Here is a 20,181-nt window from a genome sequence, read left to right as displayed (position 1 = left end):
CATTTTTATAGAAAGAGCATGGAATATAAATCCATGCTCTTTTTTGTTTCTATATTTAATAAAAATTATATATTCTGTAAAGGAATACCGCTGCTTCAGCTCTAGTCGTATTTGACAGAGGATTGATTTTATCCCCAGCACCTGTTATTAATCCCTCTTTTATAAGCGTCGCAAGACTGCCTGCAGCATACGGAGATATGTCGCTTTTATCAGTGAAACCATTAAGCGGGGAAAATGTATTGGTATATAACAATCCTCTATATTCTTCAAGAGCTCTGCATGTAAGAACCGTCATGTCCTGGCGAGTAATATAGTCGTTCGGATCAAACAGGTTGTCACCGCTTCCTTCCGCAATCCCCAAAACTTTTGCAATTCCAACGTCATTATAAAAATAATCGTTTTTTGACACATCATTAAAATTATCCGTAAACTTTGCAGTAAGACCTAACGTTTTAATAAGTAACATAATGTAATCAGCGCGTTTAATATTACTGCCAGGTTCAAAGGTATCAGCTGTAACTCCATTAATAACGCCTTTTGATGCCAGCACCTCGATAGGTGATTTAGCCCATGTGACTGCGGCTATATCAGTAAAGGATTTCTGTGAAAACGCAACTGCATAGCTGCTGAAATGAGTTAACCTGCAAGTTTCCGAGCCAGAGGTTTTGTCATACCTGCCGCTTGGTATTAAAGTAACATTACCGCTGTCATCAATATACTCCATGACTAAATGTTCAATATTCGAAAGTTCAGAACTTGTGGCTGCATACGGGATCGATAATAATACAGATGCATTTTCGTTATCCCATTCTTTTGCTTTTCCATCCAGGGAAAGGCTGACAGAAACAACAGGTTTATTTTTCAATGCCGTTATATTCCCAGCAGCTGTCGTAACTTTTGCGGTGTTGCCTCCATCTTCAAGCATGTTAGAAGGCAAAGTAAGACTGCATAACGGAGATTTAAATATAAATTCTGTTTTTGTATTATCAGAGAGATATGACGACGGCAGAGACATGCTGTAACTTTTGACATCTTCGCCCGAAGGAATTGTTACAGTTACCGTTTTAGTCCCAGAGGCGTCTGCAACAGCACCTTGTAAAAGTGAATCGACCTGCGCAGATGTTAATTTGACTCCCGCATCTCCCGTCGAACTGTCAACGGCGATATCAAAGCTTAATTTTTTAGAACCAGCAACCGCTGACCCAGACAGTGTTGTTCCACTTGCTGAGCCGCCGCCACCTCCGGCACCGCCTCCTCCGGCACCGCCTCCTCCGCCTCCAGCACCGCCTCCGCCTCCTCCGCCTCCAGCACCGCCTCCGCCTCCAGCGCCGCCACCTGAGCTTGAAGAGGTGCGTGTAACAGTAAGTTGATATAAAGCTTCAGATCCGTTTTCAGAGTATACTAGTATTTCAATAAGATTATTGCTACCCACATTTAGATTAACCGTACATTGCTGACCACTTCTAACCAAAGTGTCGTTTACAGTAATTATCGAGCTGCTGTCTGCGGCAGTCGGCGTTACTGTAATCGATGAAGAATCCCCGACATTTGCAGTATAAAAACTTGTTTGGCTGTCAAAACTCGGTGAAAGAATGCCAGGACTTATAGATAAACTGCTTAGATCTGCACTTTCTGTACCTGAATGTGAAGAAAGCCAGTTTGCGTAAAGCGTTGTATTTTTTGTTACTAATGTATCGAAGTTATATAAATTTTTACAATCCGATTCGTTATACCATCCCCCAAAGATTTCGCTGCTTCTTTCAGGATTATCTGGCATAATTGCTTTAGAGCCATAAGTCACTGACTGTGTGGAAATTGAATCCCCGCCTTGATTGCAAAAACTTACAGTATACTTATTGATGGAGTAAACCGCGTTAATAGTAACATCAGAAGATATATTATTAGTAGAATTATCCCACCCGGTAAACGTATAACCCTCTCTTCCGGGGGCTGAAGGGGGAATTGCCGAGCTGCCGGACGCAATTGATTGCGTATCAAGTATATTCCCGTTGTAATCTTTAAATACAACAGTGTATGCCCCTTGTGAATCCTGTTTCCATGATGCATATAATGTTCCGCTGCTCATAACAGGATCACTAAAATCATATTTGGTTTTTAGTTCAGGCTCTTTAAACCATCCCGCAAATACAAACCCTGACTTTTCAGGATCTGCAGGTGCAGATAACAAATCACCAGACATAACTGTTGAAGCTAAAACGTTAGTTCCGCCTTGCGAATCAAAACTTATTGTAATATTTGTCGGGGAAGATGTCCATTTTGCATATAATACTGCATCAGCAATTACAGTATTATTATTGAAATCCCAAGGCAAATCAGTACAGTCGGGGTCCTTATACCATCCTCCAAAAGTATAGTTCAAACGGGTAGGATCGTCAGGTTTTGAAATCTTTCCATTATACTCTACCGTCTGAGGATTTGGAGGGGTACCATCATAGCCATTAAGTGAGAATGAAATCGTCTTTGTGCCTGACACACTTTCAGGGAAAGTATTTCTTGCGCACCAAACCGTTCCGAAGGTGCTGTTTCCCGCAGCATACCTGACTTGCATATCAGTCGGCGTGTTTAGAAAAACATCGTTACCAGCCGCAGGCGCGTTTCCTTCAAAAAATACATACGACAACGAGCCGCAGTCCCGGAATGCATTGTCTCCAAGAGTTTGTAATGAATCGGGCAAAGTAAGGCTAACTAGCCCTGTACTATCAAAAGCATATGAACCTATAGTTTTTATATTTTGACCTACAGTTACTGTAGAAAGTACATCACAGTTCTGAAAAGCCCCCTCGCCGATAGTTTCAACTCCGTTTCCGATAGTAACCGACCGCAAGTCCGATAACCAATAATCAGCAGTAGTTGTAAAAGCGTTTGAATCAATTTGCGTTACGCTGTCAGGAATTATAACATTTGTTAAATCAGAACCTGCAAATGCGCTGTTCCCAATTTCTTTAAGGTTTTTGGGGAAATCAATATTATTAAGGATTCCGCAATTGTAAAACATGTAATCACTTATACTATTAAGCCCTGCAGGAAGTCTCACAGTACTAAGCGAATAACATCCTGAGAATAGGTTTTTGCCCAAAGACAAAGCACTGTCCGGAAGGTATATATAAACTAAACTTGTGCAATTCTGAAAAGCGCTGTCAGATATTACACTTACATTGCCGCCAAGCGTTATATTATCTAGTGATGAACACCCTGAAAAAGCTTCGGTTCCTATGGACTGTAAAGTATCAGGTAAATATATAGTATCTAAATCACTGCTGTCCATAAAAGCATAATTGCCAATAGACGTAATGGAATTCCCTGGGTCAACCTCTTTAAGATTGTAGAATTCCTTAAATGCACTGCTGCCTATTGTCGTCACAGTATCCGGCAGTGTTATTTTATTAATATCAGTCCGGTAATTAGAAAAGGAATTAATAGCCGTTACGGTTTTTCCATCGATTTGTTGCGGGACAGTTACATCTCCGCCTGGTCCGTAATAATCGTTTATTGCAATTTGGCTACTCGAAATTGGTGAATAACCATACATGCCTGTATTCCATTTAGCATAAAAAGTCATATCAGAACTCACAGTATTGCACTCGGTATCATATGCTGTCATAAAACCCCAGGAAGACGTACTATCTGCACTTGTTGACCACGAATTAAAAGTACAACCGTCTAATGTCGGGTCGATAGGCTTAAATAAGACAGACCCTGCTGCGGCTTTAATGGATCCGATTTTAGATCCGCTTCCTGTATCATATGTAATCGTGTAAAGCTGATCTGACAGGGCATTTAACGAATTTACAACTCCATTGCCATAATACTGATCCCATCCCGGAGTTCCTCTATCTACGGCAGTAGAATATAATTTTTCCTTGAGCTCTGCGACACTTAAGTTTGGGTATTTAGATTTTACTAGTGCTGCTACACCGCTTACCATCGGTGCAGCCATTGAAGTTCCCGATACGTATGTATAATATCCCGGAGTTTTGCTTACCATTATCTCCGTCCCCGGTGCAGATAAATCGATTTCGGGCCCATAATTTGAATAAGAACTATCAAACAGCTGCTTTTGTTGTAAAGCTGAAACAGCTACACATTCATCGTAAGCAGCTGGGTATCCTGCATGATTATTTCTTTCATTTCCTGCTGCGCATACCACTAGAACATTCTTAGAGACAGCATATTGTATTGCTTTTTCCTCTAACGAGTTAACGCCGCTTTGATATTCCCGTCCAAGGCTTAAATTTATAATATCCGCCCCGTGATCGACAGCATAATAGATGCTGTCGATAATTGTCGATGTTTTAAAGGATTCCTGTCCCGTTACGTTTGCCTTTATTACAAGTAAGGAGATATTAGGTGCAACCCCGCTGCCGGCAGCATTGTTATTCTGATCTGCTGCAATAATACTTGCCGTGCATGTGCCGTGACCATAATCGTCCTGTATTGCGCTCATATTGCTGGAAGAGATACCTGTTTGAGTGTACATGTTATATGATGATAGTGAGATTCTCCCATATAATTCAGGATGTGAAGTATTCACCCCTGTATCTACCAATGCGACTACCGTATCTGAAGTTCCGGTCGTAGTCTTCCATGCAGCGGTATCTCCTATATCAACATGAAAATATTGGCTTTTAATATATGGATCATTAATATTAGTTGGATTGGACGGGTTGTAATAAACAGAACTTTCTGACTCGTAAACATGGTATGTACTATTAGGATAGAAAGTATGAACTTTTCGATTAGTATTTGCTTGCAATACAGATGAATCTGGCCCTCCGCCACTCGGAAACTTCAAAACAGCAAACCCGTTTTTCGAAAAAGAATCAAGCTTTGCACCATAGGAACTGGCAACCGATGCTGCCTCGGATTCCGATGACGCCTCCACCAGATACTCATTATCAGCATCTTCCGTTTTGTCCGATTGACCTGTTTGAAAAGTGCTGTTTTCGAAAGTATCAGACTTTATATTTGCGGCATTTACAGGAAAAGCGGGAAACAGGGTACACATTAAAAACACAACAAGCAGCAGTGTAACAGGCTGTTTTATTTTTTTCATCTTTATCAATTCCTTATTCCTGAATTTTTACGAAAACATTATTACGAAAACATTATATTTATTAAATTTTAACATTTATGATTCAGACGGTCAATAAAGATTTGTTTAATATTAGCAACATATATTTTGTTTTAATTCTAAATTTTTCAAGAATGCGCCGCTTTAACACGGCGCATTCCCTAATTATTCAAAAAAATCTTCTTTGCTTAAAAATCTCGAAAGCTTCACCGGTTGAGCCGGAGGAATAATATTATCAAAAAGTTTTTTTATAAAAATGCACAGATAGTGCAGAATGATCCCAATAAGAATACCCACTAGATTTTGAAGAATTTTTCCTGCAGAACATGATCTGCCTGGAATAAGAGCCTGAATAAGTTCGGACATGCATGCTCCTATTGAGCATATAAAAATTATTACGACAGTTGCTCTTAATTTTTTACGTCGGCACGAATTAAAGGCGCCATAAGCGCTTAAAGATAATAGGGCAAACAAAACATAGTGAATGATGTTTACCAGAATATCTACAATAACTCCAATCGGTACAGCCGTCCCTGTTAGTGCTACTATTGCCCCAGCAACTGAATAAGCCATCAACAATACGTTATTCCCAGTCATTACTGAAAAAAGAGTAATTAGAATACACACAATTCCAAATGGCAGAATATTTCGCTTATTATGGTGTTTGTATTTCCTTATTTCCATCTGCGGTCACCTCACCTTCGTTCCGCCTGCTTTCACGGTGGGCGTTATTTTCATAATTGTAATACCGATATTTATCACTGTACCCCGAGCCCGGTTTTCGATATCGGATATCATTAAGCACACAACCAATTATATTTGCTTTTACAAGACGCAACTGTGCGACTGCCGCTGAAACGGTCGACTGTGACGCATGTTCCTGACGAACAATCAATATTACTCCGTCTGTTCTTCCTGCTAATGCAATAGCGTCTGTAACTGCACTTACAGGGGCTGTATCGAAAATTATATAATCATAAATAGTTTTTAATCCATCAATTGCTTTATAAAAAAGCGGCGACGAAAACAATGCATGATCACGTTCTCTGTCTTTTATAAAAGGAATAACCGATAATCCTGACGATAAATTCACAATACACGACGAAAGCGACTCTTTTAATGCCTGTGAAAAGTATGATACCTGTTCTTCAGGTATTTTAAGCAGTTTATTCACACTTGGGTTTACGATATCGCTGTCTATAAGAAGCACTTTTTTACCAGCCTGTACTAATGCTAACGCTATATTTACAGACAGAAGTGTTTTACCCTCATTTTCCGTAGAACTTGTAACTGCGAGTGTTTTTAAGCCGGCGTTGCCTGCAACAAATTGAACCACAGTACCAATCATTCTAAAAGCTTCAGAATAGTTTATTGGAACAGATTCAGATGACAGAAGCGATCCATTTGATTTTTCTTTCTTTCCTATATGCGGTATTTCACCAAGCGTAGGAATAATTAATGCGTCTTCCACTTCCTCCGAACTTCTAAAACGTGCGGATAGAATCCCGAGTAATAGTGTAATTACAATTCCTGCACCAATGCCTATCAATGCACCAAAAATAATATTAATGCTGATTTTTGGGGGCTCTGGCGCAGTTGGCAAAGTCGCGTAATCAAGAACATTTATTGTTCCGATTTCCACTGTTTCCATCATGGCTTTAGGGGCAACTTCCATGACCTTATTAGCAATTTTTACAGCAAGCTGGGGATCTGAACAGGTAACGTTGACATACAGAATCTGAGTATTTTTTGTTGTGGTTAGTTTAATATATGACCTAAGCTCGCTAAGTGGCATGTCAAGATTAAGTTTATCTTTTACATATGAAATGACTCTGTTACTTTTTAAAATAAGGGCATAGGTGTCTGATAAATTTTGCGCCAAGTATATATCAGCCGCTGTAGGCTGCATTGTTAGTGTAGGGTCCTGTTCTATATTTACAACCATTGAAGCGGTTGCCGTATAGGATGTTGTATAAGTTGATTTTGTATAAATAAAGCTTCCCCCTACAGCTGTTATAAGGGAAACTAAAACTATCCACTTCCATCTTAACGCCCAGTAAAATACATCCGAAAAGGTAATTTCTTTTGAACTTTGGGATTTCATAAATACCTCCGATTATTTACCTATATTCAGCATTAAATAACTAAATACAGGCGAGTAATTACAATCAATACAGTATATGACAAAAATCCACAAGCGACAGTAAAAAAAGTGCTGCACCAAAAGCTTTGGTACAGCACCTCTAATTTTAATTTTTTAATCTATAGCCTTTAAGTGCCACGAACAACCTTTAAAATCGCCTTTAAATGCCGGAATGATCAAACCAATGTTAATTAACTCATCTCCACCGTACACCTCGTCTGTTCCGACTACCGAGTATTGTCTGCTCGGGTCGAGTCCGGCAAGTTTAAGAATTCGGATTTTTACATTGCATTCAGTAAGTTTTTTAACATGAAATACAACCGCCTCGCTCTTATCAGCAGTTACATTGAGCCATGCCGAAGTATTACCTTCATAGGGACTTTGCAGGCGATACAAATCACCAAACTGTACAATGTGGCGAATACTTTTATAATACTCAATCTGAGCCTTAATTTCTTCCTTTTCTTGATCACTAGGCTTTGAAACATCCATTTCATAGCCGAAATTGCCGCCCATTGCTACAAATCCTCTGGTTTCAAGTGGGGTTATTCTGCCGTTTTGATGATTTGGTACATCTGACACGTGCGCCGCCATTGCAACTGCCGGATAAGCAAGACTTGTACCGTACTGGATGTTCATGCGCTCGCCGGCATCGGTATTATCGCTTGTCCAGGTCTGCGGCATATAGTACAGCATTCCTGGATCAAACCTTCCGCCGCCTGAAGCACAGCTTTCAAAAAGTATATCTGGAAATTTAGAGGTAATAGCGTCCATAATACGGTAAAGTCCCAGTATATAACGGTGCCCGATCTCACGCTGTTTGTCTGGCGGAAGAAGCTCTCCGCCTGCCTCAGTCATATTTCTGTTCATATCCCATTTGACATAGCGTACCCTGCCGGATGATAGTACTTTTGATATTATATCTATTATAAATTCGCATACATCATCACGGGAAAGATCCAAAATCAGCTGGTTACGCTTCAATGTGCGATAGCGGTCAGGGACATGTATGCACCAGTCCGGATGAGCGCGGTATAAATCACTGTCAGGAGAAACCATTTCCGGCTCAACCCAGATACCAAAACCAATACCTATTTCGTCCATTCCATCTATAAGTGCCGAAAGCCCTCCAGGTAATTTTGTTTCGTCAACATACCAGTCGCCAAGAGAACTTTTGGCGTCGTTTCTGTGTCCAAACCAGCCATCATCCATAACAAACAGTTCAAAACCTAACTGCTTTGCCTGTTTTGCAAGTGAAGTAAGTTTATCCTTATTGAGATCGAAATACATAACCTCCCAGCTGTTTAGGAGTATCGGACGAATTTTATCGCGCCAACTGCCGCGGCATAGGCGATTGCGGTAAAGGCTGTGAAACGTCCTTGACATCTTGCCAAGACCGCAGTCAGAATAAACCATTACCGCCTCGGGAGTTTGAAACCACTTACCTGATTCCAGTTTCCATGAAAAATCGAATGGATTGATACCTATCTGCAGACGGGTTGTCCCAAACTCATCCACTTCGGCACCAGCTGTAAAACTGCCGCTGTATACGAGATTCATTGCATAAACGTCGCCGTTTTCCTCGTCAGTTCCGGGACGCAGCAACGCTACAAACGGATTCTGCTGCGGACTGCTCGCACAGCGTTTGCTTTCGACCTTCTGGATACCAGGCACCAGCGCACGGCGGTCTATATGAGTCTCTCTTGCCCACGCGCCAGACAGGGTTAATAATTCAAATGAATGATCTGTAAAATCAACGCTTGCACTTAATGCACGGTTTATTTTAAGAGCTTTTACGCCCTCATTTTCAAATCGAACCGAACGGGTTATAACGCCCATTTCATTATAGACTGTATAGCTGAGAACGGCTTTTAATCCGCATAGCTTGTCCATAAGAATGATTTCAAGTGTCTGAGCCTCACAGTCACTTTCGGTATAACAGGAAGGAAGACCGTCAAGCGGTTTTTTGCCGTCAAATATCTTGTAATTAACATATTTTAAATCGGATACAGTTGTGCCGTTTTCTAGCTGCATTTCAAAAGCAGGTGTTCTAAAATCTCCTGTACCAAATGTAGGGTATTCCTGTGGCAGAGTCGTAAGCGCATAGTTATCAGTCACAAACTCATCTTCTAAAGGTTTAAAATAGGCATGAAAAAAATCCTGATCGACTGAGCGCAGTCTTTTCCCCCAGTAAATATGTTGAAGATAACCAGTCCCCGCGATGTGGATTACATAACTTGTACTCCCAGCCTCCAGATAAAAGTTGCGCTGCTTCTCATTGTAATGAATCGGCATGAAAACACTCCTTAAAATAATATAGATCTTTTTTCTCTCTCAATTATATAGTTCAGTTATATAGTATAATATGACACGAATAAGATTTCCATATAAATTATAATTAAAGATCAGAAATTCCAATGGGAGAAAATGCCGCTTATTGATTGACAACGCAAACGAAAATTCTGTATAATAATTTATAAAGTAGCCTCTCGGGGGTAATAAAATGAAAGATATTGTTGTGACCGCGGATAGTACATGTGATTTATCGCAAGAAATCATAGACAGGTATAAAGTTAATATAATCCCTTTGTATGTAAATATGGGCGAAACCTTTTATAAAGACGGCGTAGACGTTCATCCTTCGGATTTATTCACGTTTGTTGCAAAAACAGGGCAGCTTCCTAAAACCTCCGCTGTTTCTGTTGCTGACTATTACAATGTGTTTTCAAAATTTGAGCAGGAAGGGAAAGCTGTTATACATATTAATATCAGCAGCGGTTTTTCAAGCTGTTATCAGAATGCATGTATAGCTGCATCAGAACTCACCGATGTTTATGTTGTTGATTCGGCAAACCTTTCTACCGGAACAGGACATTTGGTTATCGAAGCCGCACAGTTAGCACAGCAGGGTATGGACGCAAAAAATATTGCAGAAAACCTTAGAAAACTTGCTCCAAAAATTGAATCGAGTTTTGTAATAGACAAGCTCGATTTTTTGAAAATGGGAGGCAGATGTTCATCTCTTGCCGCATTCGGGGCCAGTTTACTAAATATAAAGCCATGCATTGAGGTTAAAGACGGATTCATGCATGTTGGGAAAAAATACAGGGGCACTATTGAAAAAAGCATATCTGATTATGTGATAGATAGACTAAAAAACAGAAAAGACATAGATAAAAGAAGGATCTTCATCACACATACATGTACAAATGAAATTGCTTTAAAAGTTAAAGAATTAGTACGGCAGTGTATGGATTTCGATGAAATTTTTATTACAACTGCTGGTTGCACTATTTCAAGCCACTGCGGGCCGGGAACACTCGGCGTACTATTTATTAGAAAATAGAATCTTAACCGGTTTTTTGTAAGAAGCGCCGCACAGGTTTCAATCCATGCGGCGCTTCTCTTTTTTATAAAACCATCATCAGAGTTCCGGCAGTTATAAGCACGCACCCTATAATGACTTTTTTTGAAATAGATTCTCCAAGCATCACATAAGCCATAACAAGCGTTATAACAACGCTGAATTTATCTATTGGGGCTACACGAGAAACGTCGCCGATTTGTATTGCTTTATAATAACAAAGCCATGACAGCCCTGTTGCAAGGCCGGATAAGACTAAGAAAAGCATTGATCGCTTCCCAATATCCGCTATCCCGTTTTGCTGACCTGTCACAAAAACCATTCCCCAAGCAAGTGCCAAAACAACAACTGTCCGGATAGCTGTAGCAAGCGTGCTGTTTACTCCTGCAATACCGATTTTAGCAAGAACCGATGTCAAGGCCGCAAAAAAAGCCGATAAGACCGCATATAAAATCCACATGTCACTCTCTCCTCATATTTAATATTTATATTTTAAAAGCTATACTTGATTTAGTCAATTTTTTTTACATTTTGTACTTTTTTATTAACTTTTTTTAAGCGTGTTTGCGGCTTTGCTTTTACTTATCTGTTATGTTAAGATAATAAAAGGAGAGTGAGTAATTTGAATAATTTGTTGTCAAACTCGAAGCCCGCGTGGGCTAAGGGTTTTACTAGGGTCATGAACGTTATGACCGGGTTTCGAGCCGTAGTGGGACAAGGTAAAACGACCGTATCTATTGCGACATCAAGCATCTACAGGCTGCTGGTAAACGGAAAGTTCGCCGCGCATGGTCCTGCCGTTACGGCACATGACTATTATAGAGTTGATGAAATAGACATAACAGAATATCTTACAAAAGAAAAAAATGTTGTTGTAATTGAATCGGTTGCAAACAACGTAAACAGTTTTTACGTACTGGATGCCTGCCCGTTTATTCAGGCGGAACTTGTTCAAAACGAAGATCTTTTATTTGCAACTGGTAGTAATAGACCTTTTACTCTCTTTACAATCAGTGAAAGAGTTCAAAAGGTTCAAAAATACACCTTCCAGCGCACGTTTACAGAAGTTTACCGCATGGACAGCAGATATGCTGAAATCCGTGAAAATCCTGATGCGGTCTTCACATCCGAAAGCGAATATATTTACGATCCTGTAAATCTTATGGAACGGCATGTCAAATATCCGGCTTATCATGTCTTGCATCACCCATTTCAGACAGTTGAAACTGGCCGTGTAAATATTGATTATGATAAGAAAGAGTTTTTTAACGACCGGGGAATAGGACCCGTCTTGCAGGGTAATTATAAGGGCTATAAAATTGACGAGGTTGAAGTTGCAAGCTTTTATGAGTGGCAGCGGCTTTCAATCGCAGAGAAAACATTGATAAACGCTCCTTTCAAGGCAAAACACCTTCCTGAACGCGGATATCTTACCGCTGAATTCTCACGCATGTACACAGGGTTTATAGGTCTTGATATTTCCTGTCGAAAAGACAGCAGCATTATGATCGTTTTCGATGAAATGCTTTATAATGGCGATGTTGATCTTACGCGATCGGGAAACAGATGCGTAAATGTAATCATATACGAACTTAAAGCAGGAAATTATCATCTTGAAAGCTTTGAGCCTTACTCTGTTAAAGCTGTAAAGGTTGTGGCAACAAGCGGCGACGCTGAGCTTAATGATATCTATCTCCGTGAATATTCAAACGGCGACACCGATAAGGCTGTTTTCGAATGTTCTGATAATCGGTTGAATGAAGTATTCGAGGCGGGGCGTGAAACATTCAAGCAGAATTCCGTTGACATCTTTCTTGACTGTCCGTCACGTGAAAGAGCCGGATGGCTCTGCGACAGCTATTTTACTTCGAGGGCTGCCGCGGCGCTTACTGGAAGCACTCTCGTTGAGGACAATTTTATTGAAAACTTCATACTTCCTAAAAGCTTTCCCGTCATTCCAGAGGGCATGCTTCCTATGTGTTACCCATGTGAGCATATGACAGGAAACTATATTCCTAACTGGGCATTATGGCTGATCCCGCAGCTTTTTGAATATAAAAGCCGTGGAGGAAGTATTGATATTATAAAAAGGATAGAACCGAGGATTCACCGCCTTTTTGAGTTCTTTGAAAAATATGAAAATGAGTTCGGGCTGCTTGAACGCCTTGACAGGTGGGTATTTGTCGAATGGTCTCAGGCTAACAAGTATGTTCAGGATGTAAATTTTCCAACCAATATGCTTTACTATGGTGCGCTTATGTGTGCCGGGAAATTATATGACCGTATAGACTATATAGAGAAAGCCAATCGTATAAAAGATGCAATATTATCCATTTCGTATAACGGAGAGTTTTTTGAAGACAATGCGGTCCGTGAAAACGGCAAGCTGGTGCTAAAGGGCAATACCACGGAAGTATGTCAATACTATGCTTTCTTCTTTGATGTTGCGATACCCGACAGTCACCCGAAACTTTGGGATACTCTTTTGACGAAATTTGGTCCAAAACGTGATGATAAAACTGTTTACCCGAGTGTTTACAAGGCTAACGCTTTTATCGGAAACTATATGAGACTTGAAATGCTGTCTAGACATAATATAATTAACCTTGTCCTTGATGAAACGGTTGATTATTTTCACTACATGGCAGAACGCACCGGGACACTCTGGGAGGATAACCTTGAAAACAAGAGCCTGAATCACGGATTTGCATCACACGTTTGTTATACGATAATGAAAGATATTCTCGGAGTATATTCGATTGATTACGAAACTAAAAAAATCATTGTCTATGTACATGATGTCCCTCTTGATTACTGTAAGGGAACTGTTCCTGTTGGAGACGACGTGATTTCGGTATCCTGGAAGAGAAGAGGAAACGGAATCTCACTTTCTGTTACACCCCCAAATGGATATTCAGTTGAGACCCGTTGTTCAGGCAATTTAAATATATTATGAGATCAGCCGCCGCAAATCTTAAGATCTGTGGCGGCTTTCTTTTTTAATTTATGTGTGGTAAAATATACATATTAATGTTTTGAGGTATAAGAAATGGATACTATAATTCTATCGGTAATAATTGTATTTGCAGTGGTTTCTCTTGTTCTATTAATGATGCTGCTTTTAACTGTAAAAAATAATTCAGGCACTTCGGACAGCGAACGGCGCATAACTGATGCGACTAATACCGCGAGCGACCGTATGATGACTATGCTGCGCAATCAAAACGAACTGCTTGACCGCAGGATCACGGCTCTTGAGCAGAGCGTTTCAACCCTTCTTCGGGACAATGCCTCTCGTTCAGATCAGCTAAAAGAATCGGTCGAAAACAGACTTCAAACCTTGCGGGATACCCTGGATAAAAGGCTCGAAGGTCTCCAGCAGACAAACGAAAAAAAAATCGACGACATGCGTCTTTCAAATGAAAAAAAGCTCGAGGAAATGCGGGCTACTGTTGATGAGAAACTAAGCGAATCACTTGAAAAACGGATAAAAAATTCGTTCTCTCTTGTAAGCGAACAGCTTGAACAGGTCTATAAGGGTCTTGGTGAGATGCAGTCACTTGCCGCCGGCGTTGGCGATCTCAAAAAAGTCCTTACCAATGTTAAAACACGCGGCATCTGGGGCGAAATACAGCTTGCTGCTTTGCTTGAGCAGGTATTGACGCATGACCAGTATGCCGAAAACATTTCAGTCGTTCCAAACGCTGCCGAAAGGGTAGAATTCGCGATAATACTTCCCGGAAGGGAAGAAGGCAAAGAGCCGGTGTATCTTCCGATAGACTCAAAATTCCCGCAGGAGGATTACCAGAGACTTCTCGATGCCCAGGAATCAGGCAGTCCTGAAAGTGTTACACTTGCCGCTAAAATGCTTGAAACAGCCATTAAAGCACAGGCAAAGACAATACATGATAAGTACATAGCGCCACCTCACACAACAGATTTTGCAGTTATGTTTTTGCCTGTTGAAGGATTATATGCCGAGGTTCTGAGGCGGACAGGCCTTGTTGAGCGTATCCAGCGTGATTATAGGGTCGTGATCACAGGCCCAACAACGCTTGCCGCACTGCTAAACAGTTTACAGATGGGATTTCGAACGCTTGCTATCGAAAAGCGTTCAAGCGAGGTCTGGGTGCTTCTTGGCAACGTCAAAAGCGAATTTTCAAAATTCTCCCTTGTTCTCCAAAAGACGCAGCAAAAGCTCAAACAGGCAAGTGACACAATCGACGAAGCCTCAGTGAGGACACGTGTGATAGAGCGCAAGCTTCGCCGTGTTGAAGAGCTTCCCGTTGCAAACAGCGAAGAGTGGTATGATATCCCTGCTTCCCAGGGAGAAACCGAGGAATAAATATGTCTAAAAAGATACGGATAACTATGCTAATATTTTTTATATTGATAATAATAGCCGCAATAACGTTATTTTGTATAAGCAGAAACGTTGAAAATGTCGGTTCACAGTATCTTCGAAATGCTGATGAAGTGGAACCGGGAGACGCTATAATTGTGCTTGGTGCATATGTTGCGCCGGATGGAACCTTATCCGATATGCTTGAAGACAGGCTTAAGGTAGGTATCGAACTTTATAAAAATAAAAAAGCTCCAAAAATCATAGTAAGCGGAGATCACGGCAGAAAAGAATACGATGAGGTAAACGCAATGCGCGATTACCTCATAAAAAACGGTGTTCCTGATACAGATATATTTATGGATCATGCGGGATTCAATACCTATGACAGTATATATCGTGCACGTGATGTGTTTTTAGTGCAGCACCCGATAATCGTAACGCAAGAATTTCATGCGGTTCGAGCGGCGTATATTGCTAGGTGTCTCGGATTTGAGCCACAGTGCGTCACAAGCGATCTTCAATATTATTCTTCAATACGATACAGTCAGTTAAGAGAATACCCAGCGAGGATCAAGGCTTTTTTTCAGGCCGGTGTTTTCAAACCAAATCCGAAATTTTTAGGTGAAGCTATACCTGTATCAGGGGATGGAAACGTAACCGCTGATAAAGGCACACTTAAATGAAAAAGTTTATCCTTACTGCCATTATTATATTACTAATTATTACACTAACGGGGCTTTTAGCTTTTGATGATACACTTTCTGTCTCAGTCTACCGTATAAAAAATCAAAATGTTGCAAATAAACTAACTATAGTCCATATCTCAGACCTTCATAGCACTTATTATGGAAAAAGCCAGGAACAACTAATACAAAAAATCAAAGATGCAAAACCTGATCTTATAGTTTTAACAGGCGACATCGCCGATGATTGTAATCCTTTTGAAGGAACAAAATTGCTTCTTGAGGGGATAAAAAGCGTAGCTCCTATTTACTATGTCGCCGGCAACCACGAGTATTGGGCGGATAATTATCCTGATATCATAAAGGGCATAAAAGAGGAAGGGGTAAAAATTCTTTCAAATGACAGCGAAGAGATAAACTTAAACGGAACTAGTATTTTACTTTACGGTGTAGATGATCCCGAAAGCCGCTTGAGAAAAAAAGATGCACTGGATATCAAATCCGCCCTAGATCAGGCATCAGAAAAGGCACAAACGTTTACTGGACTGAAAATACTTCTTTCTCACCGTAATGAATATTACGAAACATATGCTAAGATGCCGTATGATTTGGTTTTTTCGGGGCATGCACACGGTGGTCAAGTGCGTATCCCTCTTATTTTGCCGCAAGGACTGGTTCATCCAAGCACAGGGTTTTTCCCTAAATATACCGGCGGTGAATATAAATTAAGCAGCACTGAGACATTTGTGGTCAGCAGAGGGCTGTCTCACGAGTCTCTTCCAAGAATATTTGATAGCCCACAGCTAATTGTTGTTGAACTATATCATGGTTAAAAAAATGCAGTTCGATTTGAACTGCATTTTTTATATTTTCTCAGCCCGCATAACTTGCCGCGAAATCTACAAAAGCACCGCGTATAAGTGAATGTCCTGCTTCATTAGGGTGAAGCCCGTCATCGCAAAGCAGGTTTTTAAAATTGCAATGATCCAAAAATCTGCTTCTAACATCAACAAATAGACATCCTGTTTCTCTTGCAATGCGCGTAACTGTACTTGAGTAAAGTTCCTGAAAACGGTATATCATCTGCACGTCACCGAGCCATTTTAATATGGCATCTTTGTTCAGTCCTTTTGAAAGCCAGGTAAAGTATTTTTCAGCGTCAACCGGGGGTAAGGACATTAACAAAGGTATAATGCCCCTATCTCTAACCGATTTTATCATTTTATAATAAGTATCTTCAAAAACTTGAAGCGGAGTATGCGGTAAATGCTCATCTTCTGGACAATTCGATACTTCCGCCCAGTTAAAATCACTGTCATTTCCACCAAACTCTAAAAGCGCAACATCACAATTAAGACCGCTGTCCAAAGCGTTAATAAGAAGTCTATACCCTTTTTCTATAGTACAGCCAAACTTCGAATTGTTTTGAACCGTCACCGGTATCAATGATTCTATACATTTAATATTATTTTGTTTTGCAAGATAATAGTGATCGCTTCCCGGATCAAGCATAACACCTTTTAGAATAGAGTCGCCATATACGGCAATATGTTTATTAGTAATCATAACTACATCTCCTAATCAATATAGTCAATATTAAAGTTTTGATAACTTTATTATACCATGTTTATTATAAAAATAAAGTAGTTTTTTATATTATTAATAAAAAATTTATTCCTTCAAAACCTTTGACTTATCTATGAGTAATGTAGCGAGCGGCACTATTATCAAGGTGATAATAATACCCGGAATTGCGATAATAAAAGCCCCTGACAAAAAGGAAATAAAACCGTATTCTTTCCCGGACATACCCATAAAAACAGCATTAGATACTCCTGATACTGCACGGCCTGCGAGCATTGCCGCAATAAGGGAAACATAAACATTAAATTTTTTTCTCATAAAACCAGAAACAATGCCGTAAGTTGAAAGCTCGAGAGCCATAGATACGCCTGCCGGGTATATCGGCGGCATTCCGGTTAACAAAGAGGACAAAATTGGCGTGACTAAACCACAGAGGCCACCGAATTTATAGCCGCAAACCATTCCGCATATCAAGACAGGGATATGCATAGGTAAAAAAATTCTTCCCGCATCTTTTACTGCATGAAAAGCCATAGGCAGAAGAATCCCCAAAGCAGTTAGAAGGGCGGATGTTATAAGCTTTTTAATTTCAATTTTTTTCATTTTTAACTCCATTTATATTTTTTATATAATAGGCTGGTGATATACCTTTTTCTTTTTTAAACATTTTTGAAAACAGAAAAGCATCATAGTAACCAACCGAATGCGCTATATAATTTATTTTCAACTTGCCTTCTTTCATAAGTTCGCAAGCCCGCTCGATTCTAAAAGAAATAATATACTCCTGAGGTGATAAATTTGCAAACTCCTTAAATATGGAATGCAGATATTTTCGGTCGATACCTATATGGTGTGCGATACCTTCAACAGAAATCTGATGTGAATAATTCATATTTATATACTCTATCGCTCTTTTAAAATACTCTTCTTTAGAGCTGCTTCCTACTTGCGGAGCAGTTAAACAGTTGTTATCAATCAGTAAAGAAATGCATTCATAAAGCAAACTTACGGCACGAAGGCTTCGTGAAGAACTCTTGCGATCTCCATCTGCTAATAATCTTATACATGTCTCAACATCATTGCCGTATTTCATTATTGGATGTTCTTGGTTCAAACCTGCTTTTTTCAAAAACTTTTCTGCATTAAAACCGTTAAAACCGACCCAAACATAGCTCCATGGATCATATAAATCCGCTTCATATCGTGCAACAATTCCCGGAGGAATCAAAAATAAATCTCCTTTTTCTAAGTGAAAGGTGTGTCCATCGAGCTCTAAAACCCCCATTCCTTTTAAAATGTAATGTATTAAATAATGATCTCTGATGCCAGGTCCCCAGGCGTGGCCTGGTCTGCAGGTCTCACTTCCGCTGTAATAATATACAAGCTCGCTGTTAAATCCAGCTCTAGACGCAAAAGGTATATTGAACTCAAGCAAAATTATCTCTCTCCTTTCAACTGGCGACATTATAACATATATTTAAGACAATAGTCTATTTTAAAAAATATATAAAGCAATAAAATATATTATGAAATAAGCGCAAAGGAGAAAGCGTTATGAAAAAAATCGCATTTATAGGAGCTGGCAGCTTCGGTTTCACAAGACACCTTGTAAGAGACATTTTAACATTTCCCGCACTTCAGGACTGTACAATAGCACTTATGGATATCGACTCAGTAAGACTTGACGAAATAACCAGAGCTGTAAATAAAATAATCACCAGAGGCGGATATAAAGCGAAAGTTGTTGCGACTCTGGACAGGGCTGAAGCATTAAAAGACGCGGACGGCGTTATTTGTACAATACTCGCAGGCGGTGTTGATGTCTGGAAATATGACATCGAGATCCCCAAAAAATATGGCGTTGACATAAATGTTGGAGATACAAGGGGACCCGCGGGTATTTTCAGAGCACTGAGAACAATCCCTGTTATGCTTGATATCTGTAAAGATATTGAGAGATACTGCCCGGATGCTATATTCCTAAATTACACAAATCCTATGGCGATGCTTTGCCGCGCAATGCAGGAAAAATTCCCTCATCTCCATATAAACGGGCTTTGCCACAGTGTTCAGGGTACTGCAAAAATGCTTGCACGTTGGATTGACGCACCATTTCAAGAAATTACTTATAGATGTGCAGGCATCAATCATCAAGCGTTTTATCTTGACTTTAAATGGAACGGAAAAGACGCTTACCCTCTTATTAGGGAGGCAATAAAAAAACCTGAAATATATAACGAGGAAATAGTACGTAACGAAATGTTCATGCATCTAGGGTATTACGTTACGGAGTCTAGCGGACACAATTCCGAATATAACTCATGGTTTAGAAAACGTCCGGATTTGATAGAAAAATACTGCGCCCATGGAACAGGTTGGAACCCTGGGGAGTATGCATACATACTGAATGAGTATACTAAACGCAAATACAGTTGGAAAGATGAAATTGAAAAATGGATAGCTGATGAAAATATTAACCTTGAAAGAGGAAACGAATATGCAGCCTGCATATTTAATGCTGTATTCGGCGACGGTACGCTTTTCGAATACAATGGTAACGTGAGAAACTGGGGGCTTATAGATAACCTCCCGGATGGCTGCTGTGTAGAAGTCCCCGTCATAGCATCGAAAAAGGGCTTAGATGCTATACATGTCGGCTCTCTGCCAGAACAGCTTGCGATACTTGTTAATACTAACGCACGATGCGAGGAGCTTGCCGTAAAAGGCGCTCTTACAGGAGATAAACAAAAAATTTTCCATGCGATTTGCTTTGATCCTCTGACTAGCGCAGTGCTGGATTTAAAAGAGATTAGTCAAATGGTTGATGAAATGTTTGATAAAAGCAAAGACTATCTTCCTGAATTTAAATTTTAGGAATTAAAAAAATCGAGGTGCAGCGCATCTCGATTTTTTCTTTATTCTATAATATTCGACTTTCGTTTAAATAATGTACTAATAAATGAAAACTTT

At 40.0% G+C, this 20,181-nt stretch carries 14 protein-coding genes; 6 read left to right on the top strand and 8 right to left on the bottom strand.

The window, feature by feature from the left end; translation table 11 throughout:
- Positions 1–55 precede the first annotated feature (55 nt).
- The 4 genes from Q8865_05065 to Q8865_05050 all read right to left on the bottom strand — a co-directional run bounded on the left by Q8865_05065 (position 56) and on the right by Q8865_05050 (position 9,530).
- Positions 56–5,074: a leucine-rich repeat protein gene (locus Q8865_05065; protein ID MDP4152800.1), complete on the bottom strand. Its 5,019-nt coding sequence runs from the start codon at positions 5,072–5,074 to the stop codon at positions 56–58.
- 183 nt (positions 5,075–5,257) lie between these two features.
- Positions 5,258–5,776: a VanZ family protein gene (locus Q8865_05060; protein ID MDP4152799.1), complete on the bottom strand. Its 519-nt coding sequence runs from the start codon at positions 5,774–5,776 to the stop codon at positions 5,258–5,260.
- On the bottom strand, positions 5,748–7,196 hold the full coding sequence (locus Q8865_05055; GenBank protein ID MDP4152798.1) for a polysaccharide biosynthesis tyrosine autokinase: 1,449 nt from the start codon (positions 7,194–7,196) through the stop codon (positions 5,748–5,750). Before Q8865_05055 ends, Q8865_05060 begins: the two co-directional genes overlap by 29 nt.
- 153 nt (positions 7,197–7,349) lie before the next feature.
- Complete coding sequence (locus Q8865_05050; protein ID MDP4152797.1) at positions 7,350–9,530, bottom strand: alpha-galactosidase; 2,181 nt, start codon at positions 9,528–9,530, stop codon at positions 7,350–7,352.
- A 208-nt stretch (positions 9,531–9,738) separates the two neighbouring features.
- Here Q8865_05050 and Q8865_05045 point away from each other — a divergent pair, with 208 nt between their 5' ends.
- Entirely contained in the window at positions 9,739–10,581 is an 843-nt protein-coding gene (locus tag Q8865_05045) for a DegV family protein (GenBank protein ID MDP4152796.1), read from the top strand.
- A 64-nt stretch (positions 10,582–10,645) separates the two neighbouring features.
- On the opposite strand, the gene Q8865_05040 is transcribed toward Q8865_05045, so the two are convergent.
- On the bottom strand, positions 10,646–11,059 hold the full coding sequence (locus Q8865_05040; protein ID MDP4152795.1) for an EamA family transporter: 414 nt from the start codon (positions 11,057–11,059) through the stop codon (positions 10,646–10,648).
- A 162-nt stretch (positions 11,060–11,221) separates the two neighbouring features.
- Here Q8865_05040 and Q8865_05035 point away from each other — a divergent pair, with 162 nt between their 5' ends.
- The 4 genes from Q8865_05035 to Q8865_05020 all read left to right on the top strand — a co-directional run bounded on the left by Q8865_05035 (position 11,222) and on the right by Q8865_05020 (position 16,460).
- Positions 11,222–13,555, top strand: a complete 2,334-nt coding sequence (locus Q8865_05035; GenBank protein ID MDP4152794.1) for a hypothetical protein — start codon at positions 11,222–11,224, stop codon at positions 13,553–13,555.
- A gap of 93 nt (positions 13,556–13,648) precedes the next feature.
- Complete coding sequence (gene rmuC / locus Q8865_05030) at positions 13,649–14,944, top strand: DNA recombination protein RmuC (protein ID MDP4152793.1); 1,296 nt, start codon at positions 13,649–13,651, stop codon at positions 14,942–14,944.
- Positions 14,945–14,946: 2 nt separating this feature from the next.
- Positions 14,947–15,627, top strand: coding sequence for an ElyC/SanA/YdcF family protein (locus Q8865_05025; protein ID MDP4152792.1), 681 nt, complete (start codon positions 14,947–14,949; stop codon positions 15,625–15,627).
- The gene (locus Q8865_05020) at positions 15,624–16,460 is read left to right on the top strand and encodes a metallophosphoesterase (GenBank protein MDP4152791.1); all 837 of its coding nucleotides are present in this window, start codon (positions 15,624–15,626) and stop codon (positions 16,458–16,460) included. The genes Q8865_05025 and Q8865_05020 overlap by 4 nt, the downstream gene beginning before the upstream one ends.
- A 40-nt stretch (positions 16,461–16,500) precedes the next feature.
- Here Q8865_05020 and Q8865_05015 read toward each other — a convergent pair whose 3' ends face one another.
- The 3 genes from Q8865_05015 to Q8865_05005 form a co-directional block, all read right to left on the bottom strand.
- The gene (locus tag Q8865_05015) at positions 16,501–17,193 is read right to left on the bottom strand and encodes an SGNH/GDSL hydrolase family protein (protein ID MDP4152790.1); all 693 of its coding nucleotides are present in this window, start codon (positions 17,191–17,193) and stop codon (positions 16,501–16,503) included.
- 105 nt (positions 17,194–17,298) lie between these two features.
- Complete coding sequence (locus Q8865_05010; protein MDP4152789.1) at positions 17,299–17,814, bottom strand: ECF transporter S component; 516 nt, start codon at positions 17,812–17,814, stop codon at positions 17,299–17,301.
- Entirely contained in the window at positions 17,801–18,646 is an 846-nt protein-coding gene (locus Q8865_05005; protein MDP4152788.1) for an AraC family transcriptional regulator, read from the bottom strand. Before Q8865_05005 ends, Q8865_05010 begins: the two co-directional genes overlap by 14 nt.
- Before the next feature lie 119 nt (positions 18,647–18,765).
- Between Q8865_05005 and melA the strand changes: the two genes are divergently transcribed.
- Complete coding sequence (melA, locus tag Q8865_05000; GenBank protein ID MDP4152787.1) at positions 18,766–20,085, top strand: alpha-galactosidase; 1,320 nt, start codon at positions 18,766–18,768, stop codon at positions 20,083–20,085.
- The last annotated feature ends 96 nt before the right edge of the window (positions 20,086–20,181 follow it).

It is taken from the genome of Bacillota bacterium (assembly GCA_030705925.1).
Classification (GTDB): domain Bacteria; phylum Bacillota; class Clostridia; order Oscillospirales; family Feifaniaceae; genus JAUZPM01.
This window is presented reverse-complemented; position numbering and strand designations above follow the sequence as displayed.